Origin of the sequence: Sphingopyxis sp., assembly GCF_035686825.1 — a bacterium.
GTDB lineage: Bacteria > Pseudomonadota > Alphaproteobacteria > Sphingomonadales > Sphingomonadaceae > Sphingopyxis.
In genome coordinates, this window is the sequence record NZ_DASRYZ010000002.1 from 250533 (window position 1) to 276302 (window position 25770).

Annotated in this window: 29 protein-coding genes; 13 read left to right on the plus strand and 16 right to left on the minus strand. The window is 66.3% G+C overall.

The window, feature by feature from the left end:
* Genes VFG17_RS02440 through VFG17_RS02450 form a run of 3 tightly spaced genes read right to left on the minus strand, consistent with a single transcriptional unit; the run spans position 1 to position 1806 of the window.
* Complete coding sequence (locus VFG17_RS02440; protein WP_325027877.1) at positions 1-732, minus strand: M48 family metallopeptidase; 732 nt, start codon at positions 730-732, stop codon at positions 1-3.
* Positions 713-1165 carry a YcgN family cysteine cluster protein gene (locus tag VFG17_RS02445; RefSeq protein ID WP_325027878.1) on the minus strand — a complete coding sequence of 151 codons (453 nt, stop codon included), beginning with the start codon at positions 1163-1165 and terminating at the stop codon, positions 713-715. The genes VFG17_RS02440 and VFG17_RS02445 overlap by 20 nt, the downstream gene beginning before the upstream one ends.
* Complete coding sequence (locus VFG17_RS02450; protein ID WP_325027879.1) at positions 1162-1806, minus strand: SCO family protein; 645 nt, start codon at positions 1804-1806, stop codon at positions 1162-1164. The genes VFG17_RS02445 and VFG17_RS02450 overlap by 4 nt, the downstream gene beginning before the upstream one ends.
* Before the next feature lie 88 nt (positions 1807-1894).
* Here VFG17_RS02450 and VFG17_RS02455 point away from each other — a divergent pair, with 88 nt between their 5' ends.
* Genes VFG17_RS02455 through VFG17_RS02475 form a run of 5 tightly spaced genes read left to right on the plus strand, consistent with a single transcriptional unit; the run spans position 1895 to position 5755 of the window.
* Positions 1895-2515, plus strand: coding sequence for an ankyrin repeat domain-containing protein (locus VFG17_RS02455; protein ID WP_325027880.1), 621 nt, complete (start codon positions 1895-1897; stop codon positions 2513-2515).
* 57 nt (positions 2516-2572) lie between these two features.
* Positions 2573-3847, plus strand: a complete 1275-nt coding sequence (gene ribB / locus VFG17_RS02460; RefSeq protein ID WP_325027881.1) for a 3,4-dihydroxy-2-butanone-4-phosphate synthase — start codon at positions 2573-2575, stop codon at positions 3845-3847.
* Positions 3848-3854: 7 nt separating this feature from the next.
* Positions 3855-4706, plus strand: coding sequence for an EamA family transporter (locus VFG17_RS02465; protein WP_325027882.1), 852 nt, complete (start codon positions 3855-3857; stop codon positions 4704-4706).
* A gap of 10 nt (positions 4707-4716) precedes the next feature.
* Positions 4717-5142: a 6,7-dimethyl-8-ribityllumazine synthase gene (gene ribH / locus VFG17_RS02470; protein ID WP_037556122.1), complete on the plus strand. Its 426-nt coding sequence runs from the start codon at positions 4717-4719 to the stop codon at positions 5140-5142.
* Positions 5135-5755, plus strand: a complete 621-nt coding sequence (locus VFG17_RS02475) for a hypothetical protein (protein WP_325027883.1) — start codon at positions 5135-5137, stop codon at positions 5753-5755. The genes ribH and VFG17_RS02475 overlap by 8 nt, the downstream gene beginning before the upstream one ends.
* 35 nt (positions 5756-5790) lie before the next feature.
* Here VFG17_RS02475 and VFG17_RS02480 read toward each other — a convergent pair whose 3' ends face one another.
* Positions 5791-6876, minus strand: a complete 1086-nt coding sequence (locus tag VFG17_RS02480; RefSeq protein ID WP_325027884.1) for an alkene reductase — start codon at positions 6874-6876, stop codon at positions 5791-5793.
* 194 nt (positions 6877-7070) lie between these two features.
* Between VFG17_RS02480 and VFG17_RS02485 the strand changes: the two genes are divergently transcribed.
* The 5 genes from VFG17_RS02485 (at position 7071) to VFG17_RS02505 (ending at position 11090) form a co-directional block, all read left to right on the plus strand.
* A complete protein-coding gene (locus VFG17_RS02485; RefSeq protein ID WP_325028295.1) occupies positions 7071-7736 on the plus strand; it encodes a COQ9 family protein in 666 nt (221 codons plus the stop codon).
* Between the two features lie 54 nt (positions 7737-7790).
* Positions 7791-8039, plus strand: coding sequence for a FeoA family protein (locus tag VFG17_RS02490; protein ID WP_037556128.1), 249 nt, complete (start codon positions 7791-7793; stop codon positions 8037-8039).
* Complete coding sequence (gene feoB / locus VFG17_RS02495) at positions 8036-9898, plus strand: ferrous iron transporter B (RefSeq protein WP_325027885.1); 1863 nt, start codon at positions 8036-8038, stop codon at positions 9896-9898. Before VFG17_RS02490 ends, feoB begins: the two co-directional genes overlap by 4 nt.
* A gap of 33 nt (positions 9899-9931) precedes the next feature.
* Complete coding sequence (gene ssb / locus VFG17_RS02500; RefSeq protein WP_325027886.1) at positions 9932-10477, plus strand: single-stranded DNA-binding protein; 546 nt, start codon at positions 9932-9934, stop codon at positions 10475-10477.
* Positions 10478-10628: 151 nt separating this feature from the next.
* Complete coding sequence (locus VFG17_RS02505) at positions 10629-11090, plus strand: MmcB family DNA repair protein (RefSeq protein ID WP_325028296.1); 462 nt, start codon at positions 10629-10631, stop codon at positions 11088-11090.
* Here VFG17_RS02505 and VFG17_RS02510 read toward each other — a convergent pair.
* From VFG17_RS02510 to VFG17_RS02535, 6 genes are all read right to left on the minus strand, one after another.
* Positions 11087-11521: a GFA family protein gene (locus VFG17_RS02510; protein WP_325027887.1), complete on the minus strand. Its 435-nt coding sequence runs from the start codon at positions 11519-11521 to the stop codon at positions 11087-11089. The genes VFG17_RS02505 and VFG17_RS02510 overlap by 4 nt on opposite strands.
* A gap of 28 nt (positions 11522-11549) precedes the next feature.
* A complete protein-coding gene (locus VFG17_RS02515; protein WP_325027888.1) occupies positions 11550-12176 on the minus strand; it encodes a riboflavin synthase in 627 nt (208 codons plus the stop codon).
* 8 nt (positions 12177-12184) lie between these two features.
* Positions 12185-13159, minus strand: a complete 975-nt coding sequence (ribD, locus tag VFG17_RS02520; protein WP_325027889.1) for a bifunctional diaminohydroxyphosphoribosylaminopyrimidine deaminase/5-amino-6-(5-phosphoribosylamino)uracil reductase RibD — start codon at positions 13157-13159, stop codon at positions 12185-12187.
* Between the two features lie 4 nt (positions 13160-13163).
* Positions 13164-13625: a hypothetical protein gene (locus VFG17_RS02525; RefSeq protein ID WP_325027890.1), complete on the minus strand. Its 462-nt coding sequence runs from the start codon at positions 13623-13625 to the stop codon at positions 13164-13166.
* Between the two features lie 266 nt (positions 13626-13891).
* The gene (locus tag VFG17_RS02530; protein WP_325027891.1) at positions 13892-14353 is read right to left on the minus strand and encodes a thioesterase family protein; all 462 of its coding nucleotides are present in this window, start codon (positions 14351-14353) and stop codon (positions 13892-13894) included.
* A gap of 7 nt (positions 14354-14360) precedes the next feature.
* The gene (locus VFG17_RS02535) at positions 14361-16187 is read right to left on the minus strand and encodes an aminopeptidase P family protein (RefSeq protein WP_325027892.1); all 1827 of its coding nucleotides are present in this window, start codon (positions 16185-16187) and stop codon (positions 14361-14363) included.
* Between the two features lie 66 nt (positions 16188-16253).
* On the opposite strand from VFG17_RS02535, the gene VFG17_RS02540 reads away from it, so the two are divergent.
* The 3 genes from VFG17_RS02540 (at position 16254) to VFG17_RS02550 (ending at position 19965) form a co-directional block, all read left to right on the plus strand.
* A complete protein-coding gene (locus VFG17_RS02540) occupies positions 16254-18431 on the plus strand; it encodes a S9 family peptidase (protein WP_325027893.1) in 2178 nt (725 codons plus the stop codon).
* A gap of 92 nt (positions 18432-18523) precedes the next feature.
* Positions 18524-18985: a helix-turn-helix domain-containing protein gene (locus VFG17_RS02545; protein WP_325027894.1), complete on the plus strand. Its 462-nt coding sequence runs from the start codon at positions 18524-18526 to the stop codon at positions 18983-18985.
* Entirely contained in the window at positions 18982-19965 is a 984-nt protein-coding gene (locus VFG17_RS02550; RefSeq protein WP_325027895.1) for a S41 family peptidase, read from the plus strand. The genes VFG17_RS02545 and VFG17_RS02550 overlap by 4 nt, the downstream gene beginning before the upstream one ends.
* Here the strand turns inward: VFG17_RS02550 and VFG17_RS02555 are convergent.
* The 6 genes from VFG17_RS02555 to VFG17_RS02580 form a co-directional block, all read right to left on the minus strand.
* Positions 19953-20561 carry an HAD-IA family hydrolase gene (locus VFG17_RS02555; protein ID WP_325027896.1) on the minus strand — a complete coding sequence of 203 codons (609 nt, stop codon included), beginning with the start codon at positions 20559-20561 and terminating at the stop codon, positions 19953-19955. The two genes, VFG17_RS02550 and VFG17_RS02555, sit on opposite strands and share 13 nt — an antisense overlap.
* A 97-nt stretch (positions 20562-20658) precedes the next feature.
* Positions 20659-20784: a type B 50S ribosomal protein L36 gene (gene ykgO / locus VFG17_RS02560; RefSeq protein ID WP_003046794.1), complete on the minus strand. Its 126-nt coding sequence runs from the start codon at positions 20782-20784 to the stop codon at positions 20659-20661.
* A 169-nt stretch (positions 20785-20953) separates the two neighbouring features.
* A complete protein-coding gene (gene rpoN, locus VFG17_RS02565; RefSeq protein WP_325027897.1) occupies positions 20954-22411 on the minus strand; it encodes an RNA polymerase factor sigma-54 in 1458 nt (485 codons plus the stop codon).
* 139 nt (positions 22412-22550) lie between these two features.
* Positions 22551-23366 (minus strand): LPS export ABC transporter ATP-binding protein, encoded by an 816-nt coding sequence (lptB, locus tag VFG17_RS02570; protein ID WP_325027898.1) that lies wholly within the window; start codon positions 23364-23366, stop codon positions 22551-22553.
* Between the two features lie 109 nt (positions 23367-23475).
* The gene (gene pgmG / locus VFG17_RS02575) at positions 23476-24858 is read right to left on the minus strand and encodes a phosphoglucomutase/phosphomannomutase PgmG (protein WP_325027899.1); all 1383 of its coding nucleotides are present in this window, start codon (positions 24856-24858) and stop codon (positions 23476-23478) included.
* A gap of 28 nt (positions 24859-24886) precedes the next feature.
* Complete coding sequence (locus tag VFG17_RS02580; protein ID WP_325027900.1) at positions 24887-25696, minus strand: division plane positioning ATPase MipZ; 810 nt, start codon at positions 25694-25696, stop codon at positions 24887-24889.
* Between the last annotated feature and the right edge of the window lie 74 nt (positions 25697-25770).

Sequence of the window (25770 nt, forward strand, 5' to 3'; positions counted from 1 at the left end):
TCAGGCCGTGAAGCGGTAGCGGTGGAGCCCGCGCCCTTCGCGGCGCAGCCAGCCGCGCGCCGCCGCGACATCGCCGTCGTGCAGTTGATCGACGAGCGCGTGGAACGCCGCGCCATGGTCCATATGGCGAAGATGCGCGACCTCGTGCGCGACGGTCGCGCGCCGGACATGATCGGGCGCCAAGATCAGCCGCCAGCTGTAGCGGAGGTCGCCATCATGGGTGCAGCTGCCCCAGCGGCTGCGCGGATCGCCGACCCCCACACGGCCGACCGCGAGCCCCGCGGCGGCGGCGATTTCGCGGCTCTCGCGCTCCATCAGCTCGAGCGCCTGCGTCTTGAGCCAGCGTTCGATGCGCCGTCCGAGCGTCTCGAGCGGACCGCCCACGTGGAGCCGTTCGCCATCGAGGCGGATCGCGCGCGGCGCGGCGGGCGCCCAGTCGACATGGCGCTCGATCCCGCGAAAGGGCAGCGCCGCGCCCGGCTGGACGAGGATCGGCACCACCGCTTTGCCGAGCTGTTCGGCGAGCCACGCTTGCTGTTCGCCCGCCCATGTCAGCGCGGCGTGCTCGCTGGCGCGGCGCGGCACCGTCAGCCGTAGCTCGCCGCGCGCACCGTCGAAGACGAGGCGGTAGCGGCGCGACTGCGCATGGCGCACGACGCGCACCGGCCAGGCTTCGTCGCCGACCCGGATGTGCGGCCGGTCGGCCGACGGATCAAACGACGCGTTCGACAAGATGATTCTCGAGCGGCCCCGCGACGTCCTCGCCGACCGTCCAGCCGACGATCGACTGCCCCGCACGGTGCACCGCGTCGCGGTCGCCGCAAACGAGATAATGCCAGTCGGGCAGTGGCCCGCCCTCGGCGCGCAGCCGATAGGCGCAGCTCTGCGGCAGCCATTCGAGATCTTCGACCTTGGCCCTGGTCAGCGTCAGGCAGTCGGGAACGTGGCGGCGGCGATGCTTGTAGTCGCCGCAGCGCGCGGTCGTAAGGTCGAGCAGGCGGCACGCGACATTGGTGGGATAGATGCGGCCCGTATCCTCGTCTTCCAGCTTGTGCAGGCAGCATTTGCCGCAGCCGTCGCACAGCGCCTCCCATTGCCCGGCGTCGAGGCTGGCGAGCGGCGCTTCCCAAAAGGGGCGCTCGACGATCGCGCCCCCCGCCATCATTTCACCCACTTCGCCAGCTCGGCGGCGACCTTGGCCGGCGCGCCCTCGTCGACATCGGTCGAGGGGTCGTCGAGCGGCAGCAGCGCGAGCGGCTTGCCGTCGGGATCCATCAGAAAGGCGAGCTGGCTGTGCGCCATCAGATAGCGGTCGGGCGCCGAGCCCGGCACCTTGTTATAGGTGACGACAAAGGCTTTCGCGACACTCGCGATCTGTTCGGGGGTGCCGGTAAGACCGAGCAGGCGTGGGTGATAGCGTGCGACAAAGGGCTTCAAGGCCTCGGGCGTATCGCGCTCGGGATCGACGGTGATAAACAGCGGCGCGACCTTGGCGCCACGCGCGGCGTCAGCCTTTTCGAACTGCGACAGGCCGCGCATCAGCTTTTGCAGGTCTACCGGGCAGATGTCGGGACAGAAGCTGTAGCCGAAATAGACGAGGCGATATTGGCCGGCGAAATCGCTGTCGCGGACGGTTTTGCCATTCTGGTCGGTCAGCGTGAAAGCGCCGCCGATCCGCGCGCCTTCGAGCGGCGGCTTGGCGGGCGCGCCTTCGCCCGCGCCGTTGCATCCCGCGAGCGCGGCGCCGAAAGCGAGGATCAGGCTTGCACGGACAAGCCTTTGTCCCATATTTGCGATATTCATCATGTGGCCAGCCTTGGTCGGCTAGCCTTCGAAAATCAACCATTGTCGTCGCGGCGCGCGATGGACAAATTGCCCCAGGGGTCGCCCGATCATGTTTCGACGCGCGGAATTCCGCCTCGCCTCCTTGTTCCTCACGCTGCTCGCGGTTGCGGGTCTGGCCCTCCCCGCGCAGGCGCAATTCCGCGGCGGTTATGCCTTTCTGCAGGCGGTCGAAAATCGCGACGGGACCAAGGCGACCGAGGCGCTGAAGGATGACCCCTCGTTCGTCAACACGCGCAATCCCGACACCGGCGAAACCGCGCTGATCATCGTCGCCAAGCGGCGCGACATCAGCTGGCTGCGCTTCCTGCTCTCCAAGGGCGCCGATCCGTCGATCGGCGACCGTCAGGACGTGACCCCCTTGATGCACACGGCGCTCATCAACTTCACCGACGGCGCCGAAGCGCTGCTCGACCGCAAGGCGCCCGTCGATCAGACCAACCGGCGCGGCGAAACCGCGCTGATTCTCGCGGTCCAAGCGAAGAATGTCGCGATGGTCCGCCTGCTCGTCAAGCGCGGCGCCAATCCCGACAAGGCCGATCATATCGCGGGCATGTCGGCGCGCGACTATGCCAAGCGCAACGATCGCAGCGGACGCATTCTCGCGCTGCTCGAAGCCAAGACGGAGGAGGCACCCGCGCGCGAGTACGGCCCGACCTTCGGCCCGCAATGATCAGAGCAATGTGATAGGCGGATTGACAATCACATTATGATGTGAGACATGCCGGTCATGTCCACAATGCTCATCGATCGCATCCGCGCCATCGTCGACGACGGGACCATGTCCCGCTCGGGACTCGCTCGCGCCGCGGGTCTCCACGCCAACAGCCTGCGCGACCTCGATTCGCCCGGCTGGAACCCCACCGCCGAAACGCTGCGCAAGCTCGAAAACTGGCTCGCGAACGGCAGCGACCTGTCGCCGATGGCGAGCCCCGAAGAGATCATCGCCGAAGCGCGCAACGGGCGCATGTTCATCCTCGTCGACGACGAGGACCGCGAGAATGAGGGCGACCTCGTCATCCCCGCGCAGATGGCGACCCCCGACGCGATCAACTTCATGGTCACCCACGGGCGCGGCCTCGTCTGCCTGACGCTGACGAAGGCGCGCGTCGATACGCTCGGGCTCGAACTGATGAGCCGTAACAACGGCACCCGGCACGAAACCGCCTTCACCACCTCGATCGAGGCGCGCGAAGGCGTGACGACGGGCATTTCGGCGGGCGACCGCGCGCGCACTGTTGCCGTGGCCATCGACGCGGGCAAGACTCGCGACGACATCGTGACGCCGGGCCATATCTTTCCGTTGATCGCGCGCGACGGCGGCGTGCTCGTGCGCGCCGGCCATACCGAGGCGTCGGTCGACATCGCGCGCCTCGCGGGCCTCAATCCCTCGGGCGTGATCTGCGAGATCATGAACGACGACGGCACGATGGCGCGGCTCGACGATCTCATCCCCTTCGCGCGGCGCCACGGGCTCAAGATCGGGACGATCGCCGACCTCATCGCCTATCGCAATCGCAGCGACCGGCTGATCGAATGCGTGTCCGACGATCCGTTCGAATCGGATTATGGCGGCGACTGGCGGCTCAAATCCTATCGCAACAAGATCGACGGCAGCGTCAATCTGGTGCTGCAAAAGGGCCCGGTCGATCCCGCGGGCGTGACGCTGGTGCGGATGCACCCGGTGTCGCTGTTCGACGACATCATGGGCCGCCCGGGCCCCAAGAAACGCCGCCTCCAGCGGTCGATGGACGCGATCGGCGAAGCCGGCGCGGGGGTGATCGTGATGCTGATGCGCCCGCTCCCCGGCTCGGCCGATGCCGAGGCGCTGCCGCCGCCGACCGGCGGTATGGACCTTCGCACCTACGGCATCGGCGCGCAGATCCTCGCCGACCTTGGCGTCCATGCGATGGAATTGCTCACCCCCACCCACAGCAATATCGTCGGCCTCGAAGGCTATGGCCTGTCGGTCGTCGGCGAACGCCCCATTCCCGGAGAGGCGTGATCGGACGGTGAGCGAGGGGCTGGGGATCGGCTTTGCAGTCGTAGCCGCGCTGACCACCGCTTCGTCGCATGCGCTACTCAAGTCGGGAGAGGATCAGGAGGCCGTTCGTGCGCTGTGCGGGGTCACCTGGGCTGCGGCAGCGGCCATTCCCCTGGCATTCATCGGCGCGCCGGCTCCGGCGATACTGCCCTGGCTGGCCGGCGCCGTGACCTTGCACAGCCTCTATTCGCTGGTGCTGACGCGGTCGTACACGCTCAACGATTTTTCGGTCGCCTTCCCGATCGCACGGGGAACCGCGCCGCTCGTCGCGACGGTCGCCGGCGCGCTGCTGTTTGCCGAAACGCCCGGTGTCGGAGAGATATTGGGCGTGGCCGCGATCTGCGCGGGCATATTCTCGCTGTCGGCGGGCGGGCGCATCGGCACGAAAGGGTTGATCGCCGCGCTGGGAGCGGGGGTTCTGACCGCCGCTTACACCGTCGTCGATGCGGGCGGGATGCGGGCGAGCGACGGGGTCTTTCCGTTTCTCTGCTGGTTCTTTTTCGCCACCGGAATAGCTTTGACGATCCAGTTCCGCGCGTCGGCCGGCCCCTCGGCTTTCGCGCGCATGCGAAACAATCTGCGGCCGGGAATCGCGGCCGGATCGCTCGCGATCGTCAGTTTCGGATCGACGCTTGTCGCGCTGCGTTACGCTCCCGTCGCCGTCGTCAGCGCGCTGCGCGAAACATGTATCCTCGTCAGCCTGCTGATCGCGTGGTTCTGGATGAAGGAGCGCGTCACGCTGCACAGCCTGACCGCCGCCGTCCTGATCGCGGCGGGGGCGCTGCTTCTCCTGCTTCCCCATCTCTTCCCATCCATCTAAGGAGGCCGTTATGGCACATGTTCTGATCGTCGAAGCCCGCTTCTATTCGCACCTCAATGATATGCTGCTCGACGGCGTGCGCAGCGCGCTCGAGGGCGAGGGGCATAGCCACGAAACGGTGACGGTTCCGGGCGCGCTCGAAGTGCCCGCGGCGATCTCGCTCGCCGCCGACAGTGGGCGTTACGACGCCTATGTCGCATTGGGCGTCGTGATCCGGGGCGAAACCTATCATTTCGAGGTTGTGTCGAACGAAAGCGCGCGCGGCATCATGGCGTTGACGCTCGACGGGCTCGCGATCGGCAACGGCATCCTGACCGTTGAGAATGAGGAACAGGCGCTTGCGCGCGCCGACAAGACGCGCAAGGATAAGGGCGGCGAAGCGGCCAAGGCCGCGCTCGCCATGCTCGCGCTCAAGGAACAATTCGGTATTGGTTGACCGCCCGCCCCCCAGCCGTTTTTCGGTCGTCGAGCGCGGCGGGCGGTTGGTGGTGATCGACCGCGAAACCGGCCAGATTCCGCCGACCGCGGCCGAGCGGATGGATGCGCATGATCGCCGCATGGGGATTGAGCCAGTCCAGCCCGCGGCGCAGGCTGCTCCGGCCCGTGCCGAGACGATCCTCGACCTTGCCGAAGCCGCCCCGGCGCCGCAGCGCACCGCGCCGCGACCGCCGAACGACGGGAAGGCGGCCGCGCGCGCGATGAACCGCAAGCAGCCATGGGGCCAGCAGGCGAGGGGGAAGGGACCGGCCCGCATCCCGCAACGCCCGCAGTCTCAATCGCGAGCGAGCGACCGGAAGACGATCGTCACGGCGAAATGGTGGGATGCAAAGGGGCCGCGCACGATCGAACTGGGCCCGAACGGGCAGTCCGAACTGACCGGCCGCCTTATGTTCCTGTTCTTCGGGGTGGTGATCGCGGCGATCGTCATCGCCTTCATCGCGCCGCTGCTGTTGTTCGTCGCCGCGTTCCTGCTGTTCCGCTTCGGCGGCAATTTTCTCGGGCCTGTCGGCGCCGCTATCGTCGACAAGGCGCTCGCCGAAAAGCGGTGATCCGGACGGCAGCGGCCGCCCGGATCACCGGCCTGTTACGCCGGCTGCAGCGCCGGATAGTCGGTGTAGCCTTCGGGGCCCGGCGAATACCAGGTCTGCGGATTGTCGGCCGCCCATTCGGCGCGGTGCCGGATCCGCTCGACGAGGTCGGGGTTGCCGATGAACGGCCGGCCGAAGGCGATCGCGTCGGCGGTGCCGCTGGCGAGCGCCTGTTCGGCGAGCGCGACATCATAGTCGCTGTTGAGGATCAGCGGACCCTTGAAAGCCGCGCGGATCGAAGGCGACTGTTTCGGCACATCGGTACGCCCGAAAGTGCCCTCGGGTCCGGGTTCGCGCAGTTCGAGGAAGGCGATGCCGAGCGCACCCAGCGCCGCGGCGGCGATCGGAAACAGCTTTTCGGGCGCGCTGTCGTCGACGCCCTGCGTGTCGCCGTTGGGCGACAGGCGCACGCCGACCCGGTCCTTGCCCCAGACCGAAATCAGCGCCTCGGTGACTTCGCGGAGCAGGCGGATGCGGTTTTCGACCGGACCGCCATAATTGTCGTCGCGCAGGTTCGACCCGTCGCGCAGAAACTGGTCGATCAGATAGCCGTTCGCGCCGTGCAGCTGCACGCCGTCGAATCCGGCACGCTTCGCATTTTCGGCCGCCTTGGCGTAATCGGCGATGACACGCGGGATTTCGCCAAGCTCGAGCGGGCGCGCAACTTCATATTCGCGGCGGCCGACGGGCGTGTGCGCCTTGCCCGGCGCCTGCGTCGCCGACGCCGAAACCGGCGGCTTGCCGTCGTTGAACACCGAATGGACGACGCGTCCCATATGCCAGAGCTGCGCGACGATCCGCCCGCCAGCTTCGTGAACCGCGTCGGTCACCGGCTTCCAACCCTCGACCTGCGCGTCGGTCCAGAGGCCGGGCGCCGACGGCCAGCCGAGCCCTTCCTGCGAAATGCCGGTGGCTTCGGAAATGATGAGCCCCGCCGACGCGCGCTGGCGATAATATTCGCGCGCCAGCTCGTTGGGCACGAAACCCGGTCCGGCGCGGCCGCGGGTCAGCGGCGCCATGATGATGCGGTTCGGCGCGTCGATCGCGCCCAGCTTGATCGGATCGAACAGGGATACGGCCATATTTCCTCCACATTCACTTTCGTTGCGCGCGGCCCCATCGGCCGCCGCCTTGGCCCGCGAAGCTATGGACGCAGCGGGGCCGGCACAATGGTGAGTAGCAAAAGAAAATCTAAATGACAGCGAAGAAGGTGCGCGTCGACGCGCGCGATACGGGTGCGGTTGCCGAACCGCGCGGTGCGGCCTATTTGACATTTATGGCTTCCATCTTGCCCGCTGACCCGACCCTCGACGAGATTCGCGCCGCGCTCGCGCCGCTGATTGCCGCATCGGCGGCTTTCGACGGTTTCGGCGACGCCGCGCTCGCCGATGCCGCCGCGCGCGTCGGCGTTGACCCCGACGTCGCGCGCCTCGCCTTTCCCGGCGGCCCGCGCGACATGGTCGACGCGTGGTTCGCCGATATCGACGCCGCGATGGAAGCGCGCTGGCCCGCCGAAAAGCTCGGGGCGCTCAAGATTCGCGAACGGATCACGACGCTCGTCGAAACGCGCATCGATCTGCTCGCCGGCACCCGCGAATCGCTCCGTCGCGCGCTCGCGCTGCTCGCGCTGCCGACCAACGCACCGCACGCCGCGAAGCTCGGCTGGCGCGCCGCCGATCATATGTGGCGCCTCGCGGGCGACACCGCGACCGACTATAATCATTACAGCAAGCGCGCGATTCTCGGCGCCGTCTATGGCTCGACGATGGCGGTGTTCCTGAACGACGAGAGCGAGGATTTCGCCGATACGCGCGCCTTCCTCGCGCGCCGCATCGACCAGGTGATGCGCTTCGAAAGCTGGAAGCACCGCCGCGCCGCGCACAGCATCGAACGGCCCAGCCTCGCGCGCTTCGTCGGGCGTCTACGCTATCCGGGGCGCTGACGCGTTTCGATAAAGGACTGGCGCTCGGCGGTTGTTATTGATAATCGCTCGCAAATGACTGCTTTGCTCGACAAATCGCCGCTGGGCGTGATGGTGCGGATCGCCCGCATCGACTGGAATGCCATGTCCGAAGACGAGGGACGGCGCCTGCGCGAATTCGGCCTGATGGAAGGGTGCGAAGTCACGCCGCACCATCGCGGCAGCATCTTTTCGCGCGATCCGCTCGCGCTGACCGTCGGCCGCATGAAGGTGATCATCCGCGCCAGACAAGCTGCGGCGATCGAAGTGGAGCCCGCGGCATGACGGCGGCGATTCCCTCGGTCGCGCTCGTCGGCAATCCCAACGCCGGCAAGTCGAGCCTGTTCAACGCGCTGACCGGAGCGCGGCAGAAGATAGCCAACTATCCCGGCGTCACCGTCGAGCGGAAGGCGGGACATGCGAGCTTCGCCGACGGCCGGCCGCTGTCGCTGATCGATCTGCCCGGCACCTACAGCCTGACGCCCGCGAGCCTCGACGAAGCGGTGACGCGCGATGTCGTGCTTGGCCGTCAGGAAGGCGAGACGCGCCCCGACGCGCTGATCGTCGTGCTCGACGCCGCGAACCTCGACAATCATCTGAGCTTCGCGATCGAACTGCTCGCTCTCGGTCTGCCGACCGTCGTCGCGCTCAACATGGTCGATCTCGCGACCCGCGATGGACTGACGCTCGACGCCGAGCGATTGTCGAAGGAGCTCGGCGTCCCCGTCGTGCCCACCGTCGCGGTGCGCAAGCGCGGGCTGACCGAGCTGCTCGTCGCGGTCGACGGCGCGATCCAGTCGCATGCATCGCGCGGCGTCGCCGCGCCCGCCGAAGCGAGCGACGCCGCGCTTCACCAGCGCGCCCGCGCGATCGCGAAGGCCGCGATCGTCAGCGAAACCCCGGTGCGCCGCTGGACCCAGCGCGTCGACAATATCGTGTTGCATCCAGTCGCCGGGATGGTGATCCTGCTCGCGCTGATGTTCGTGATGTTCCAGGCGGTCTATGCCTGGGCCGGGCCGCCCGCCGACGCGCTCGAAGGGCTCGTCGGCGCGATGCAGACGTGGGTGGTCGACAATATCCCGCAGAATTTCCTGCGCGACCTTGTCGTCGAAGGCCTGCTCGCGGGAGTCGGCGCGGTCGTCGTCTTCCTGCCACAGATCCTGATCCTCTTCCTCTTCATCCTGCTTCTGGAAGCCTCGGGTTATATGACGCGCGCGGCCTTCCTGATGGATGGGCTGATGGGCAAGGTCGGCCTGTCGGGGCGTGGTTTCATCCCGCTGCTGTCGAGCTTCGCCTGCGCGGTGCCCGGCATCATGGCGACGCGCGCGATCCCCGACGAGAAGGACCGGCTGACGACGATCCTGATCGCGCCGCTGATGACGTGTTCGGCGCGGCTTCCCGTCTATGCGCTAATCATCGCCGCCTTCATCCCGAACCGCGGCGTCGGCGGCACGGGCATCGGGCTGCAGGGGCTCGTGCTGTTCGGCCTCTATCTTGCCGGCATCGTCGGCGCACTCGTCGTCGCCTTCGCGCTCCGCCGCACGGTCGCGAAGGGCGCGGGCGCGGGCTTCATGATGGAAATGCCGCGCTACCAGATGCCGCAACTGCGCGACGTTCTGCTCGGCCTGTGGCAGCGCGCGTGGATCTTCCTGCGCCGCGCGGGCACGATCATCGCGATGACCACGGTCGTGCTGTGGCTGCTGCTCACCTTCCCGCAGGCACCCGAGGGCGAGAGCCAGGTCGAATATAGCGTCGCGGGCCGCATCGCGAGCGGGCTCGAAGTCGTCGTCGCGCCGATCGGTTTCAACCACGATATCGCGCTCGCGCTGATCCCCGCGATGGCGGCGCGCGAGGTTGCGGTGTCGGCGATGGCGACCGCCAACGCGATCGACGCCGGCGACGATGAGGAGGCGATGGCCGAGTCGCTTGGCGAACGGCTGCAGGGCAAGTGGAGCCTCGCGACCGCCCTCGCCTTCCTCGCCTGGTTCGTCTTCGCGCCGCAGTGCATTTCGACCATCGCGATCACGCGGCGCGAGACCAATGGCTGGAAATGGCCCATGTTCATGGTTGGCTATTTGTTCCTGCTCGCCTATGCCGCTGCTGGTATCACTTACTGGACGGCCGTCGCCTTCGGACTCGGCTGATCCTCCCAATCTTCAAGCGGAGCGGAGCGGCGGATGGCTGGCAGCGTCAACAAGGTAATTCTCATCGGCAACCTCGGCGCCGATCCCGAAATCAAATCGTTCCAGAATGGCGGCAAGATCGCCAATATCCGCATCGCGACCAGCGAACAGTGGAAGGACCGGATGAGCGGCGAGCGCAAGGAGCGCACCGAATGGCATAATGTCGTGATCAACGGCGAAGGGCTGGTCGGCGTCGTCGAGCGTTACCTCAAAAAAGGCTCGAAGGTTTATATCGAGGGCTCGCTGCGCACCCGCAAATGGCAGGACCGCGACGGCAACGACCGCTACACGACCGAAGTGGTGATCGCGGGCATGGGCGGCACGCTGACCATGCTCGACGGCGCGCCCGGCGGTGGCGGCGGCTCGCGCGGCGGTGGCGGTGATGAGTGGAGCGGCGGTTCGTCGGGCGGTGGTTCGGGCGGCGGCTGGAACCAGGGCGGCGGTGGCGGCGGCTCCTCGGGCGGCGGTTTCGGCGGCGGTTCGAGCGGCGGCGGACGCCCGCCCTTCGACGACGATCTCGACGACGACGTCCCGTTCTGATTTCTCCATCAAAATCCCGCTCGCGCTGAGCCTGTCGAAGCGCCGTACTTTTCTTTGCTACGTTGCGGGAAACGAGAACGGCCCTTCGACAGGCTCAGGGCGAGCGGCTTAAGGTAATAGCGTGGCTGGACTAGCCGGTGCCGGTACCGAAATGGGAATCACCGCCGCACACGTCGCGCGCGGCGTATGCCGGCTGTTCGCACAGCAGGGGCTTGTCGCGATCCCCGAAGTGCCGCTGCCCAACGGGCGGCGCACCGACCTCACCGCGATCGACGCCAAGGGCAATATCACGATCGTCGAGATCAAGGTCAGCCGCGCCGACCTCCACGGCGACGGAAAATGGCCCGACTATTGCGACTGGTGCGACCGCTTCTATTGGGCGCTCGCCTCGGGGCTCGACCCGGCGATCCTCGACACGCCCGATTACCGACCCGAAACGTCGGGGCTGATCGTCGCCGACCGCTATGGCGCGGCGGTGGTGCGCGAAGCCGCGAGCTGCAACCTCGCGCCCGCGCGGCGCAAGGCCGAGCTGCTCAGGATCGGGCGGCTCGCGATGCGGCGCTCGATGCTCGCCGCCGACCCCGAATTGGCGGCCGGGTGGATCGAGGGCTAGTCGGGATCGATCCGCGCCGAATCGAAGCCAGCTTCATATTGCGGCGCCGCATCGGAGATGCACACCCAGGGCGCTTTTGAACCGACGAAAATATGGGCCGCGTAGCCGCGAAATCCCGGGTCTTCGTCAAGCAAGCCAGCCGGGACAAAAAGAAACTTTCCGTCATTGCCGCTCAGCGGCACCGGGCTGCCGCATTGCCGACAGAAATGCGACGACCAGCCGCTACCGTCGGGAACGGCGAAACGCTGGATCATGTCTTCCCCCGCCAGCCAACGAAAGCTGGCGGCGGGCGCATAGAAGACCGCATTGCCGTCCGTACCCGAGACTTTTCGGCACTTGGAACAATGACATTGGCCGGCGGGGCCAATTTTTCCGTCGATTTCGAAACGAACTTCACCGCACAGGCAGGAGCCATGAAGCACGCTTGTCATACGCCCTCCTTGTCTGTTCGTCGCGGAACTATCCCCGCGCCTGCATCCGCGCGAGATAGCGCGCGAGGATATCGATCTCGAGATTGACCGGGCGCCCCGCCGCCGCTTCGTTCAGCGTCGTCATCTCCTGCGTATGCGGGATGATGTTGAGCGTGAAATGCGCTTCGCCGTCCGGCTGGTCGGTCACTTCGTTGACCGTCAGCGACACGCCGTCGACGGTGATCGAGCCCTTGGGCGCGATATGCGGCGCGAGCGACGCGGGCGCCGCGACGGTGACCGTCACGCTGTCGCCGACCGGCTCGACCGACACGATACGGCCGATGTCGTCGACATGGCCCGTGACGATATGCCCGCCAAGCTCGTCGCCGATCTTGAGCGCGCGTTCGAGGTTGAGGCGCCGCCCCTGGTCCCACATCCCCGGCGCGGTGCGCGCGAGCGTTTCGCCGCTCGCGTCGATCGCGAACCAACCGCCGGGCCCGTTGCTGTCCGCGTCCACACCCTTATCGACGACCGTCAGACACGCCCCCGAGCAGGCGATCGACGCGCCGATATCGATGCCGCCCACATCATAGGCGGTCTCGATGACGAGCCGCGTATCCCCGCGATCCTCGCGGCTGCGGATGGTGCCGATGTCGGTGATGATGCCGGTGAACATATGCGTCCTCAAATAATCCTGATGCGCTCGTAGACGTCGAGCCGGTCGCTGCCAAGCATCCGGCTGTCGGCAAGGCGCCAACGGCCGTGCGCTTGCGCGAGATCGGCGAGGCCGATGTCGCCGAGCGCGGATCTGCCGCCGCCGATCAGGATCGGCGCGCGATAGAGCAAAAGCCGGTCGACGCGGTCGGCGGCGAGAAAGGCCGATGCCGCGCCGGCGCCGCCCTCGACGAGTAGCGAATCAACGCGGTCGATCGATTCGGGTGAGGCAACGACGGTCCAGCCGTCGGGCGCTTTGCCGGAGGTCAGCAAAAGCTTCTCGGGGCCGCGATCCTCAAGTCCGGCCAGGCGCACGTCGAGCTTGGGCGCATCGGCGTCGAGCGTCCCGCGCCCGACGAGGATCGCCTGATGGCTCGCGCGTTCGAGATGGCCGTGCGCGCGGGCGCGCTCGCCGGTGATCCAGCGGCTCGACCCGTCGGCCATCGCGATACAGCCGTCGAGCGACGTCGCGAGCTTCAGCGTCACGAAGGGGCGGCCCTCGGCCTGCCGCGTCCACCACGGCGCCATCGCGGCGCGCGCCTCGGTGGGAAGGACATTGAAGACCACTTCGATCCCGGCGTCCTGCAGCCGCGCTATGCCCTTGCCGTCGGTGCGCGGGTCGGGGTCCTGCGCGGCGATCACCACGCGCGCGATACCGGCGGCGATCAGCGCGTCGCTGCACGCCGGGCCGCGCGGGCTCGCATGGGCGCAGGGTTCGAGCGTGACATAGGCGGTCGCCCCGCGCGCGGCGCCGCCCGCCGCGGCGAGCGCCATTGCTTCGGCATGGGGGCGTCCGCCGGGCTGGGTCCAACCGCGCGCGACGACGGTGCCGTCGTTGACGATCAGGCAGCCGACATTGGGATTCGGCGCCGCCGCCGGCCGCCCGCGCCGCGACAGCGCGATGGCAACCGCCATCCAGTCGGCGTCGGCGGTCGGTCGGCGCATCCGGTCAGTCGGCGGGTTTGGGCGGCGTGCCGCGCGCCGCGCGTTCGGCGAGCGTCGAGCGCGTCTGCACAGGCGCGGGCTTTTCCTTCGCAGCTGCGGCCGCCTCTTCGCCCAGCGTTTCGCGCGTCACCTTGTCGGCCTCGCTCGAATCATATTCGATGCCCAGGCTGTCAGCGAAACGCTGATATTCGGCGCGCTTCTCGGCATTGCGGCGCGTCGTCTCCTTGGCGCGCGCTACCCAGTCGGCGCGGATCTCATCGGCGCTGCGCGTCGCTTTCCAATTCTCGAAATAGATGATCTGCGCCTTCGGCTTCTCATAAGGGATCAGATATTGTTCGATCCCGTTGAAGACGATCCAGGTCAGCGCGAGCGCGACCCCCCAGATCGCCCAGCGGTGCGGACGCGGTTCGCGGATATAGGACCAGAAATCGGACAGGCCGCCGCCGACATCGACTTTGTTGAACATTCCCATCGGCGCAATTTAGGCGATGTCGCAGCGATTTGCGAGAGGAAGCGGCGCGTCGCGTCGATTGCACCGAATGGCGGCTGCGAGCGTTCTCGATTGCAAAAAATGCAATTGCGGATGCTTTTTTCGCAGTTGCAACATTCATTGTGCACTGCAATATCACACTTGCCTTTTAGGCATCCTCTCCCAAAACTTTCACGGGCCGCCCTTGGGCGGCCCTTTTTTTCGACTTTTTTGGTTGAGAGGGTCGATTCGGCTCGTTCGAATCAGCCCTGTGTCGGCGTCCGCGCTTCGAATCGCCTTACTTCCGCAATGAAGCTCCCCGGCAGCACCGTCGGCTGGCCGCTATCGGTGTCGATATGCGCGTAGCTGATCTCGATGTCGGTAAGGCGTTCGTTTTCGCGGAAAATTCCGCAGTGCAGCGTGAAGCTCGCCCGGCCGAAGCGGCTGATTCGCGCGGCGATCGTGATCAATTCATCGAGCCGCGCGGGCGCATGATAGTCGATCTCACAATGCGTCTCGCGAATGTCTGTGCCATATTGGTTAAAATAGGGGCCGGGCTGCCCCTCGCCGAGCGCGCGGAAATATTCGGTCACGCCGATGTCGGCGTAGACCAGATAGTTGGCGTTGAAGACGATATTCTGTCCGTCGATTTCGTTGAAGCGCACGCGCACGCGCTCCCGGACGCGGAAATCGTCGAGCGGCACGTCTCTGCGAGCGTCGGTCATCCCGGCCTCAGGCAGCGAGTGCGGCGGGGGTGCGGTCGAGCGGCGCGCACGCGGCTTCGAGCCATGCGCGCTCCTCGCCCTCCATCGCGGCCCCGAGCTTCGCCAGCACCTCGGCATGATAGGCGTCGAGCCAGTCGGCCTCGGCGCCCGACAACAGCGACGCATCGACGAGATTCTGCGCGATCGGCGCGAAGGTGATCGTCTCGAACCCCAACATGTCCTCCTCGGCGCCCGCGATGCTTTGCGGCGTGACGACGACGAGATTCTCGATGCGGATGCCGAAATGGCCCGCCTTGTAATAGCCGGGCTCGTTCGAGAGGATCATGCCCGCGTGCAGCGGCTCCTCGGTTCCCGCTTGCCCGCCCGACGGCTTGGCGATGCGCTGCGGCCCTTCGTGGACCGCGAGGTAGGTGCCGACGCCGTGGCCGGTGCCATGCGCATAATCGACCCCGTCGGCCCACAGATACTGGCGCGCGAGAATGTCGAGCTGGCTGCCGCGCGTCCCCTTCGGGAAGCGCGCGACCGCGAGCGCGATATGGCCCTTCAGCACCTGCGTGAAACGGCGGCGCATTTCGGCACTCGGCGTGCCGATCGCGATCGTGCGCGTGATGTCGGTCGTGCCGTCATCATATTGCCCGCCCGAATCGACGAGGTAGAGGGTGCCCGTTTCGATCGCGCGGTTGGTCGTTTCGTCGACCTTGTAATGCGGCAGCGCGCCGTTCGGGCCGGCGGCCGAGATGGTGTCGAACGACAGATCCCTGAGCGCGCCGCTTGCATCGCGAAATGCGCGCAGCTTCGCCGCGGCGCCAAGCTCGTCGAGCCCGCCCTGCGGCGCGACCTCTTCCATCCATTTGAGGAAGCGCGACACCGCGGCGCCGTCGCGCACATGCGCGGCGCGCGTGCCATTGAGTTCGGTTTCGTTCTTGATCGCCTTGGGCAGCACCGCGGGGTCGCGGTGACGCTCGATCTTCGCGCCGGCGCCCTCGATCGCGGTGAAGATCGCCGCGACCGCGCGATCGGGATCGACCGCGACCGTCTTGCCCGAAAGATCCGCGAGCGCGCCCTCGAACGCGTCGCGGTCGTGAATGCGGACGCTGTTGCCGAGATGCGCGCGCACCGCGTCGGTGAGCTTCTCGGGCGCGATGAACAGATCGGCGGTCGCATCGGCGTGGAGCAGCGCGAACGCGAGCCCCACCGGCGTGTGGCTGACGTCTTCGCCGCGAATGTTGAACGTCCACGCGATCGAATCGAGCGCGGTCATCACCGTGGTATCGAGCCCCTTCGCCTTCAGCCAGTCGGCGATGATCTCGCGCTTCTCGACCGCGCCCTGCCCCGCGAGCGCGGCGTCGTGAACGGTCACCACCGCATCGCTCGGCGCGGGCTGATCGTCCCATGCGGCGTCGAGCGGGTTCGCTTCGACCGCGACGAGGCTCGCGCCCTTTGCTTTCAGCGCCTTTTCCAGTCCCCGCGCCCAGTCGATGCCGTGCAGCCAGGGGTCATAACCGACCTTCTGCCCCGCGCTGACATTCGTGCCGAGCCATTCGGCGACGCTCGACTGCGGCACGCCGACATAGTCGAACAGCGTCCCGTCGACCTGATCGCGGACCTGCACCGTGTAGCGGCCGTCGACGAACACCGCCGCCTTTGCGGGCAGCACCGCCGCGGTCCCCGCCGATCCGCCGAAGCCCGTCAGCCACGCCATGCGCTGCGCATAGTCGCCGACATATTCACTCATATGCTCGTCGCTGATCGGCACGACGAAGCCGTCGAGGCCGCGGGCGGCGAGCTCGGCGCGGACGCGCGCGAGGCGCTCGGCATGGACGGGGCTGGACATGGTCGCTTCCTTGTTCCTACATCACCCGATCCCGCCCAGAGGGGCGAAACCGCGGGGGATTTTGTGATGCGCGCTATTTGGATGTTTCTGGCGGCAATTGCCACCCCGCTTGTCGCGTCGCCCGCGCTGTTCGCCCCCAAGCTTTTCGCCAAAGAGAAAGACGCCGCCTTGACCAGCCCGACCCCCGCCCTGTCCGCCGCCCCCGTCGCGGAAAAGCGCCCGCACGAGACGACACTGCACGGCAAGACGCTGTCCGATCCCTATCATTGGCTGAAGGACGAAAGCTATCCGACGATCGATGACAAGGACGTGCTCGACTATGTGAAGGCGGAAAATGCGTATTTCGACGCCGCGATGAAGCCGCATGCCGAGCTCGTCGAAACGCTGTTTCAGGAGATGAAGGGCCGGATCAAGGAAGCCGATTCCTCGGTGCCGCAGAAGGACGGCGACTGGGTCTATTGGGTCGAATATGAAGAGGGTGCCGAGTATAAGAAATGGTACCGGAAACCCGTCGCGGGCGGCGAGCCGGTCCTGATCCTCGACGAGGTCGCGATGGCCGCGGGTAAGGATTATTTCCGCCTCGCCGAGGTGTCGGTCAGCCCGAACGGCAAGCTGATGGCCTATTCGTTCGACGACAATGGCTCCGAACGCTTCGAGGCGCGCATCCGCAACCTCGAGACGGGCGAACTGCTGCCCGACACCATCCCCGGCACGCTCTCGTCGCTCGTCTGGACATCGGGCAACGACGCGATCCTCTATGGCCTCGCGAACGAGAATTGGCGCACCGACAATGTCCGGTTGCACAAGCTCGGCACGCCCGTCGCCGAGGATAAATTGCTCTACAAGGAGGCCGACATCGGCTTCGGCGTGGGGATCGGCAAGACCGCCGCCGACAATTATATCGTCATCGCGACGGGTGATAACGAAACGAGCGAAGTCTATCTGCTCCCCGCCGATAACCCCGAAGCACCGATGCAGCTTGTTTCGGCGCGCAAAAAGGGCCGCGAATATAGCGTCGATGAGCGCGAGGGCACGCTCTACATCCACACCAACGACGAGCATCCCAATTTCCGCGTCGCGACCGCGAGCATCGGGGCGCCGGGGACGTGGAAGACGCTGATTCCCGGATCGGATGATAATTACATCACCGGCCTGTCGGTCTTTCGCGACTATTTCGTGCTCGAATCGCGCGAGCAGGGCGTCGATCAGGTCGACGTCCGCAAATATGATGCGCCGCTGACCCCCGGCCGGATCCAGTTCCCCGAGGCGACCTATGTGGCGGGGCTCGGCGACAATCCCGAATATCATCAGGACAAGCTGCGGCTCGACTATGAATCGATGGTCACCCCTGACACGGTGTTCGATTACGACCTCGCGGGCGGCAAGCTCGAAACGCTGAAGGTGCAGGAGATTCCGTCCGGTTATAATCATGACGACTATCAAACCGAATTGGTTCACATGCCCTCGCGCGACGGCACGCCGGTGCCGGTGTCGCTCGTGTACAAAAAGGGCACGCCGCGCGACGGCAGCGCGCCGATGCACCTCTATGTCTATGGCTCATACGGCTACCGCGTCCCGCCGGGCTTCTCGACGACGCGTCTCAGCCTCGTCGATCGCGGCATGATCTATGCGATCGCGCACGTCCGCGGCGGCGACGACCTCGGCCGCGGCTGGTATCTCGCAGGCAAGACCGACCAGCGCAAGAACACGTTCAACGACTTCATCGACGTGGCGAAGGGGCTGATCGCCGCCAAATATACGAGCGCGGGCAAGATTTCGATCGAGGGCCGCTCGGCGGGCGGGCAGGTGATGGGCGCGGTGTATAACCAGGCGCCCGAGCTGTGGGGCGCGGTACTCGCCGGCGTGCCTTTCGTCGACGTGATCAACACGATGGTCGACAAGGACCTGCCGCTGACCCCCGGAGAATGGCCCGAATGGGGCAATCCGATCACCGACAAGGCGGCGTTCGACTATATGCTGAGCTACAGCCCCTACGACAATGTGACCGCGAAAGCCTATCCGCCGATGCTCGTGTCGGCGGGGCTCAACGACCCGCGCGTGACCTATTGGGAGCCCGCCAAATGGGTCGCGAAGCTCCGCGCGACGCGGACCAACGACGCGACCCTGCTGCTGCGCACCAACATGGGCGCGGGCCACGCGGGCAAGTCGGGCCGCTGGGGCGCGCTACGCGAGGATGCCGAGGAATATGCCTTCGTGCTGACGCAGCTCGGCGTCGAGAAATAATAGCGATAGCCCGCATCGACTAAACCGCGAGCGGTCGCTGCCCTCATTTCAAGGGTTGTTTCGACGAGGGCAATATATATAAGCCCTTATATATGAACTATCGATCAGGCCTTGGGACACGTCTGCGGCTGCTGGTGGCGGCGCTCGACGACGCGGTCGAGCAGGCTTATCATGACGCTGGACTCAATTTCCGGCCGCGCTTCTACCCCTATTTCCGGCTGCTCATGGCACACGAGTCGGCATCGGTCGGCGAATGCGTCGCCGCGCTCGGCTTCACCCAGCCCGCCGCCACCCAGACGTTGCAGACGATGGTGCGCGAAGGCCTGATCGAATCGGTGCCCGGTCGCGACCGGCGCGAGCGACGCTTTGCCCTCACCGTCGGCGCGCGCGCGATGATTCCCGATCTCGAAGCGATCTGGGCCGCGACCGCTGGCGCCGCGCAGGCGCTCGATGCGGCGCTGCCGCAACCCTTGGGCGCGACGGTCGATGCCGCCCTCGAACAACTCGGACGCCAGTCGTTCGGCGATCTCATCAAGAAGGAACGCTTGCCATGATACGTGCCCTGCTTTTGCTGGCGCTCGCCTGCTTCGCGCTGCCCGTCGCGGCGCAGCCGATCAGCGCCGCCGACCGGGGACAAACGATTGACGAAATCGCTCGCTTGCTCGCGACGCGCTATGTCGACGCCGACAAGGGACAGCGGATAGCTGCAGAGTTGCACCGGGCGAAGGGGCAATGGAGGGACGTGGCCGACGGCCCCGCCTTCGCCAAAGCACTGACCGGCTGGCTGCGGCAAGCTTCGGGCGACGGGCATTTCGCGGTCGACTACAGCGCCAGCCCGATCCCCGCCGACGGCGGCGACCAGGCCTTTCTCGACGCGGAGATCGAGCGTTATTATGGCGCGCACGTCAATCATGGCGTGCAGAAAATCGAACGTCTCGACGGTAATATCATGCTGATAGACCTCCGCGTCTTCCCGCCCCCGGCACTTGGCGGCGACGTCATTGCCGCGATGATGACCGTCGCGGCGCAGGGCGATGCGCTGATCATCGACCTGCGCAAGAATGGCGGCGGCATGGAAACGGTCGACACAATTATCAGCCAACTCGTTCCCGCGGGGTCGCCGCTCAGCGGCAGTTTCGACCGTCCGAGCGGCAAGACGACGCCCCATGTCTCGCCCGCGCCGCCCGAAGGGCGCCGGTTCGGCGACACGAAGCCGGTCTATATCCTGACCAGCAAGCGCACCTTCTCGGCCGCCGAAGCGCTGGCTTACGATCTTCAAGCCCTGAAACGCGCGACGATCGTCGGCGAAGTCACGGGAGGTGGCGCCAACCCGTTCGAATATCGCCGCGTGCACCCGCATTTTGCGCTGAGCCTGCCCGAGAAACGGTCGGTCAACCCGATCACCCGAACCAACTGGCAGGATGTCGGGGTCAAACCCGACGTCGCGGTCCCCGCCGACCAGGCGCTCGAAACCGCGCTATCGCTCGCGAAGGAAACGCTCGCCAAAGCGCCCGGCGGTGGTCAGGACAAATAGCCACGCGCGACGAGGTCGCGTTCCAACTCCATCGCGCCGCGAAAATGATGCCCCGCGATGCCGGCCGCTTCGGCGCCTGCGACATTCTTCGCGACATCGTCGATGAAGACCGCGCCCGCGGGATCGATGCCGAATCGCTCGATCGCGAGGGCATAGATCGCCGGGTCGGGCTTCATCAGCTTCTCGGTGCCCGACACGATGATGTCGCGGAAGCGGTCGAACACCGGCTGAGTCGGGCGGAAACCTTCCCAGAATTCATGGCCGAAATTGGTGATCGCAAAGAGCGGCACGCCAGCGGCATCGAGCCGCTCGACGAGTTCGAGGCTGCCCGGCACCGGCCCCGGGATCGTCTCGTTGAAGCGCGTCGCATAGGCGTCGATCAGCGCGTCATGCCCCGGAAACTCGGCCTTGAGTTCGGGGACCATCTCGACAAGCGGACGCCCGGCATCGTGCTGGAAATGCCACTCGGGCGTCACGACGTTGGCGACGAACCACTCAAGCTGCTCCGCGTCGTCGATCAGCTTGGCGAACAGGTGGCGCAGGTCCCAGTCGAAGAGGACGCGGCCGACGTCGAAGATCACGCTTTGCCGAATCATAGGCACTCCAGACACGCGAAAGCGCCGCCGGAAGCATCCGACGGCGTCACGCTGGCTCGCAAATGCGCGCGGGGCGGCAAACGCCCCGGCAGGGACATCAGCCCTGGCGCGCCTTGAAGCGGCGATTGGTCTTGTTGATCACATAGGTGCGGCCACGGCGGCGGATCACGCGGTTGTCCCGGTGGCGGTCCTTCAGCGACTTCAGGCTGTTGCGAATCTTCATCGTTCTGTTCCGTAAAATTTCGAGCGTTGCTCGCGAAGCGGCGCAACTATGGGGATGGGGCCGAAAAGTCAACTGCCGCCTTCCCTTTTTCGTCATCCCGGACTTGATCCGGAATCCACAGCGGCGCTGAAGGCATGGACCCCGGATCAAGTCCGGGATGACTATAATGTTACCCCGCCAAAGCCTTTTGCCGCCGCCGCTGTACCGACGAGCCATAGCCCATCGCCTCGCGATATTTGACCACGGTGCGCCGCGCGATGTCGTGGCCCTCGGCCGACAGTTTTTGGGCGATCGTCTCGTCGGAGAGAATCGCCTTGGCGTCCTCGGCCTCGATCATCGCCTTGATCCGGCTCTTCACCGCCTCGGCCGATACCGCGCCGTCGCCCGCGGTCGCGGCGATGCCCGACGAGAAGAAATATTTGAGTTCGAACAGCCCGCGCGCGCAGCTCAGATATTTGTTGCTCGTCACGCGGCTGACGGTCGATTCGTGCATGCCGATCGCCTCGGCAACCTGGCGTAGCGTCAGCGGGCGCATATGCGCGACGCCGTTCAGGAAGAAACCCTCCTGCTGCTTCACGATCTCGCTCGCGACCTTGACGATCGTGCGCTGGCGCTGGTCGAGCGCGCGGACGAGCCAGTTCGCGCCCGCGAGTTGCTCGGAAAGCCACGCCTTGCTCTTGGCGGCGGCGCCCGCAGCCAGCTCGGTATAATAGCGGCGGTTGACGAGCAGGCGGGGCAGGGTGCCGCTGTTGATCTCGACCGCCCAGCCCTTCGCGGTCTGGCGGATATAAAGGTCGGGGACGACTGCGGGCGCACCCTCGCCGCCGAATTTGAGGCCGGGGCGCGGATCGTAACCGCGCAGCTCGCGAATCATGTCGGCGAGATCCTCGTCGTCGACGCCGCAGATGCGTTTGAGCTGCGGAAAGGCCCCCTTCGCGACCAGATCGAGATGCGCGATCATCGTCGCCATCGCGGGGTCATAACGGTCGGCCTCGCGCGCCTGGATCGCGATACATTCGGCAAGGTCGCGCGCGCCGACGCCCGACGGGTCGAAGCACTGGATGCCCGCCAGCACCGTTTCCACCAGCGCCAGCGGAACGCCGAGCTGCGCGGCAAGCTCGGCGAGGTCGGCGCGCAGATAGCCCGCCTCGTCGATCAGCGCGACAAGCTGTCCCGCAACGATCGCCTCGATGCCGCCGAACCGCTCGCCGACCTGCGCCAGCAGATGATCGTGGAGCGTCCCCTCATGCTCGGCGAAACTGTCGAAATCGATATCCTCGCCGCCGCCCGACAGCCCGACATTGTCGCTCGCGCTGTCGTGGTGGAAGCTTTCGGCGGCGAGGTCGACGTCGAGGTCGTTTTCGCTCCCGCCATCGGCCGAGAGCGCCTGATCGGTTTCGAGCGACGCGGCCTCGGCCGCGGGTGCGTCGCCCGCAGGCTCGTCACCGCCGCCGCCGTCGCTGTCGGCCGAGGCTGCGTCGAGCAGCGGATTGCCTTCGAGCGCCTCGGCCAGATAGGCCTCGAGTTCGAGGTTCGACAGCGCCAGCAGCTTGATCGCCTGCTGAAGCTGCGGCGTCATCACCAGCGATTGCGACTGGCGGAGATCGAGACGCGGACCGAGCGCCATCGGCGGCTAGTTCATTATTCCGCGTTCTCCCGCGAAGGCGGGAGCCCATCTCCGGCCGGTGCAAACTTGAACCCACCGGAGATGGGTCCCCGCCTTCGCGGGGACACACGGTATTTTTTGTCGCGGCAAACCACTAAGATCACAGCGAAAAGCCTTCGCCGAGGTAGAGGCGACGCACCTCGGGATCGGCGACGAGTTCGGCCGGGGAGCCGGCAAGCAGCACCTTGCCGTCATAGATGATGCACGCGCGATCGACGAGGTCGAGCGTCTCGCGGACATTATGGTCGGTGATCAGCACGCCGATGCCGCGCGTCTTGAGGTCCGCGACCAGGTCGCGGATATCGCTGATCGACAGCGGATCGATGCCCGCGAAAGGCTCGTCGAGCAGGATGATCGACGGGTTGGCGGCCAGCGCGCGCGCGATTTCGGCGCGGCGGCGTTCGCCGCCCGACAGCGCCATCGCGGCGGCGTCGCGCAGCCGCGTGAGGCCGAACTCGTCGAGCAGTTCCTCGAGCCGGCGTTCGCGCGCGATCTTGTCGGGCTCGGCGAGTTCGAGCACCGCCTCGATATTCTGTGCGACGGTCATGCCGCGAAAGATCGACGTTTCCTGCGGCAGATAACCGAGGCCGAGGATCGAGCGGCGGTACATCGGCAGCGCGGTGATGTCGGCGCCGTCGAGCATGATGCGCCCGGCGTCGGGCTTCACCAGCCCCATGATCGAATAGAAACAGGTCGTCTTGCCCGCGCCGTTCGGACCGAGAAGGCCGACGACCTCGCCCTTGCCGACCGACAGCGAGACGTCCGACAGCACGACCCGCTTGTCATAGCTTTTCGCGATCGAGATGACCGCGAGACCATTGCCCGCCGCCGCATCCTCGCGGACATGCGCGCGATGCTCGGTGACGCCATGATCGCCCTCGGCCAGCGTGCCAACAGTGGATTCGTCGTCGGTCATAGGTCGGTCGGTTCCGTTTCTAGCCCCCGAGCGGCGTTACCCCAGCGACGCGGCGAACGTCAATCTGGCAAGATTTTTGCAAGGCAACGCAAGTGGCGCCGCAGGCCGCTTAGTGCGCCGCCTGCGGTCCGCGCACGATCCCCGACAGGGCGAGCTGCTCGTCGATCGCGGCGAGCAGGCGCGTCAGCGCCGCCTCGTCCTTCGCTTCGGCGCGCGCGACGAGCACGTCCTGCGTGTTCGAGGCGCGAAGCAGCCACCAGCCATCGTCGGTGAGCACGCGCGCGCCGTCGGTGCGGTTGACCTTCGCCCCCGATTCGGCGAGCCGGTCCAGAACTTCGTCCACAATGGCGAACTTGCGGCTCTCGTCGACCTGGAAGCGCATTTCGGGGGTGTTGACCATCGGCGCCATTTCGCCGCGCAACTCGGTGACGCTCTGCCCCAGCTTGGTCGCCGCCTCGATCAGCCGCACCGCCGCATAGGGCGCGTCGTCATAGCCATAATAGCGGTCGGCGAAGAAGATATGCCCGCTCATCTCGCCCGCCAGCGGGCTGCCGGTTTCCTTCATCTTCGCCTTGATCAGACTATGGCCGGTTTTCCACATCAGCGGTTTGCCGCCAAGCTCGGCGACGCGGTCGAACAGCGCCTGGCTCGCCTTCACATCGGCGATCACCGTCGCGCCGGGCATGTCCTGGAGCACCGCGGCGGCATAGATTTGCAGCAGCTGGTCGCCCCAGATCACCCGGCCCTCGCCGTCGATCGCGCCGATGCGGTCGCCGTCTCCATCGAAAGCGACGCCGAAATCGAGGCTCTTCTCGGCGACGAGCTTCCGAAGGTCGGCGAGATTCTTTTCCTCGGTCGGATCGGGATGGTGGTTCGGAAAATGGCCGTCGATGTCGGTAAACAGCAGGTGGTGCTCGCCGGGCAAGCGCGCGGTCAGCTTCTCGATGACGGTGCCCGCGGCGCCATTGCCGGCGTCCCAGCCGATGCGGAAGGCGCCGCCGGCGAACCCCTCGACCAGCCGGTCGACATAGGCGTCGACGATGTCGATGCTCTCAAACGTGCCTTCGCCATCATCCCAGTCGCCCGCGGCGGCCATTTCGCCGATCCGCTGAATGTCGGCGCCAAAGAAGGGACGCCCCTGAAACACCATCTTGAAACCATTATAGTCGGGGGGGTTGTGGCTGCCGGTTATCTGTATGCCGCCGTCCACATCCTCGGTTGATGCGGCATAATAGAGCATCGGTGTCGGCCCGAGCCCGACGTTCAGCGCATCGACACCCGCGGCGTTGATACCCGCGATCAGCGCGTCGGCGAGCATCGGCGACGACAGCCGGCCGTCATAGCCGACCGCGACACGCTTGCCGCCGGCGCGGCGGATCAGCGTCGCGAAGCTGCGCCCGATCGCATAGGCATCCTTGTCCGAAAGCGTGTCGCCGACGACCCCGCGGATATCATATTCGCGGAGCATCGTCGGATGGAAATTGTGCGTCATATTCGAACCTCTTGGGGAGAGAAGGAAGTCAGGCGGCGGCGAACAAATCTCCGTCCGGGTGCAATCGCTCGCGCGCCGGAAGGTTCAGTCCGCCCATCGCCTCGCGGAGTTCCTGCCGCGCGACGACGTGGCCGATTCCCATGCCGCCCAGATGCGCCTTGTCGAGCAGGGTGAGGCCGGCGGGGAAAAGTTCGCGATAGATGACGCGCTCGCCGAGTCCCGGGATGACGCGGAAACCGACGCGGCGCGACAGCTGGGTCAGCGCCTCGCCGACGCGGCGCATATTGTGCGCATCGACATGCTGCAGGCGATTGCGCAGGATGATCCAGTCGATCGTCCGCCCGTCGCTCTTGGCGCGCGCTTTGCGCGTGTCCCAGATCAGTTCGGAATAGAAGCTCGGCCGGGTCACCTGGAAGGTTTCGGGATCGACCTGCCCGATCAGGTCGAAATCGATGAAACTGTCGTTGATCGGGGTGACGAGCGTATCGGCGCTCGTCGCAAGGTGGCGCGCGAAGACGTCGTCGCGGCCCGGCGTGTCGGCGATCAGATAGTCGGCGTCGACGCTCAGCCGCGCGACCTGCGCGTCGAGTTCCTCGATCGTCGAGCCGGTGAACACTTCGAAGCGCGGGGTCGGCAGCGCGATGTCGCGGCGCTTCGCCGTATTCTCGCGATTTTCGAGATAGCGGTGGAAAGTGCGCTGGCGCGGGTCGAGGTCGATGCCCGCGACGCGCCAGCCCTGACTCGCCAGCGCGACCGCGAAATGCACGGCGCAGGTCGATTTTCCCGTTCCGCCCTTTTCATTGGCAAAGATGATGCGGTGCGGTGCGGGCGTCGTCATGAGCGTTGCGATTTTCCTGTTGGCACGGCATGGGCGGCCGTCGCGCGAAGTGATATAGTCGCGCCAATATCGGA